At 38.3% G+C, this 2051-nt stretch carries 3 protein-coding genes; 1 reads left to right on the top strand and 2 read right to left on the bottom strand.

Annotated features, from left to right (window positions below; genetic code table 11):
• Window positions 1-97: 97 nt before the first annotated feature.
• Complete coding sequence (locus AC6F75_RS06505) at window positions 98-1273, bottom strand: putative sugar nucleotidyl transferase (RefSeq protein WP_500714146.1); 1176 nt, start codon at window positions 1271-1273, stop codon at window positions 98-100.
• Between the two features lie 109 nt (window positions 1274-1382).
• A complete protein-coding gene (locus AC6F75_RS06510) occupies window positions 1383-1634 on the bottom strand; it encodes a type B 50S ribosomal protein L31 (RefSeq protein ID WP_500714147.1) in 252 nt (83 codons plus the stop codon).
• A gap of 187 nt (window positions 1635-1821) precedes the next feature.
• Between AC6F75_RS06510 and AC6F75_RS06515 the strand changes: the two genes are divergently transcribed.
• A partial coding sequence (locus AC6F75_RS06515) for a DUF4199 family protein (RefSeq protein WP_500714148.1) occupies window positions 1822-2051 on the top strand: 230 nt, incomplete at its 3' end.

Raw genomic sequence — 2051 nt, forward strand, 5'->3', positions numbered from 1 at the left:
AATATATTACGCTTTTACTTTTTGATTTTTATTGTTTTTACTGTGGTGCCCTAATATATTAGGGCACTACCACTATAAAAACAACAGCTTGTAAAAATTAGCTTCTGCGGAATTTTGCTGTGATTTCAAAAACATGCTCCAAAATCTTTTCTTCTGTTTGTGTAAGCTCCAGGTTCCTTCTCTTCATAACTTCGCGAGCCACTTCAAAGGCTTTATCAGTTTTAAAGGTAGTCATACCTGCTGCACCACCCCAACTGAAACTCGGGATAAAATTTCGTGGAAAACCGCTTCCAAAAATATTAGCGCTTACTCCCACTACAGTTCCGGTATTGAACATAGTGTTGATGCCACACTTGCTGTGGTCACCCATCATCAGTCCGCAAAACTGAAGACCTGTGCTGGCAAAATTCTCGGTTTCATAGTTCCATAACCGCACTTCGGCATAATTATTTTTCAAATTGGAATTGTTGGTGTCTGCACCCAGGTTACACCACTCGCCAATCACTGAGTTGCCTAAAAAGCCATCATGAGCTTTGTTTGAATACCCAAAAACCACCGAGTTGTTTACTTCTCCACCCACTTTGCTGTGAGGACCAACCGTGGTGGGTCCATAGATTTTAGCTCCCATTTTTAAAGTAGCATGGTCACACAAGGCAAACGGTCCGCGAACAGCACAGGCTTCCATGATTTCGGCATCTTTGCCAATGTAAATGGGTCCTGAACTTGCATTAAGCGAAGACAGAACTACTTTGGCACCTTCTTCAAGGAAGATATTTTCTTTATTAACGCAAAAAACGCTGTCAGGTATGGGTTGTGATTTTCGACCTTGAGTGAGCAATTTAAAGTCTCGTTCAATAGCTTCGCCATTTAATCGAAAAATATCCCAGGTATTGGAGATTTTAAGCAAATCATCATGCGTGTATTGAATGACTTCGAAATCATCAAAGTTGACCTCCTGATTTTTAGTAAGAAAATAAGCAATGGGTCGGTCATTCTCAAACAACGCCTGATTTTCCTTGAGGCTATTTACGATTCCTGCCAGATTTACTGTGGGCAGATAAGCCGGATTGATGAGTATGTTTTTATCGAGCGTGGTTTGTATAAACTTTTCCGAGAGATAGTCTTGGGTCTGTGTGGTCGTGGAAGCGTTAAGATACTTTTCCCACTTTTCGCGTAAGCTTAAAATCCCCACTCTGATGTCTGCAACGGGTCGTGTATAGGTAAACGGCAACAAGTGGTTGCGCTCCGGGCCGTCAAATAATATAAAATTCATGGTTGATGTGCTTCAATGTTCAGTAAAAGTATTGAAAAATTGGTGATTTTGGCAATAAAAAAAGCCTTCGATTCACCGAAGGCTTTTAGATAAGTATAATGCGAAATAATTATTTCTTGAATTTTGAGTATTTGTTTTTGAATTTATCGATACGACCGGCAGTATCAACCAGTTTCGATTTACCGGTATAATATGGATGAGAAGATCTGGAAATCTCCAGCTTCACCAATGGATATTCAACGCCATCCACTTCAATGGTCTCCTTGGTATCGGCAGTAGATTTAGTAAGAAACACGTCTTCGTTTGACATGTCTTTGAATGCTACTAATCTGTAATTTTCCGGGTGAATTCCTTGTTTCATGATATAATGCTTTAAAATCCTCGCTATTTTGAGGTTGCAAATTTAAGCATTATTTTGAATTGAGCAATAAAAGTTTTGAAAAAAATGTGTTTGAAATTTTAATATTAAGATTCGTACCTTCTCGGGAATTTTGTGTAACGATTTCCTATCTTTGTCTACTAACTGACCAAACCAAAATCTCTATATAATGGAAAACCAAAAATCTTCTTTAAAACAAATTGCAGTTAATTACGGTCTTTTACTGGCACTAGTATCTATTCTTTTAATGGTTGTTATGTATGTGGCAAACATTCAAAAAAGCTGGATGATAAGCATAGTGAGTATGGCTATAACCATTTTTTTACTTTTTTCGGCAATCAAAGCATACCGTCAGGGCAATGGCGGTTTTATGAAACTAGGTGAAGCTTTAAAAGTTGG

This window comes from Planktosalinus sp. (genome assembly GCF_059864935.1).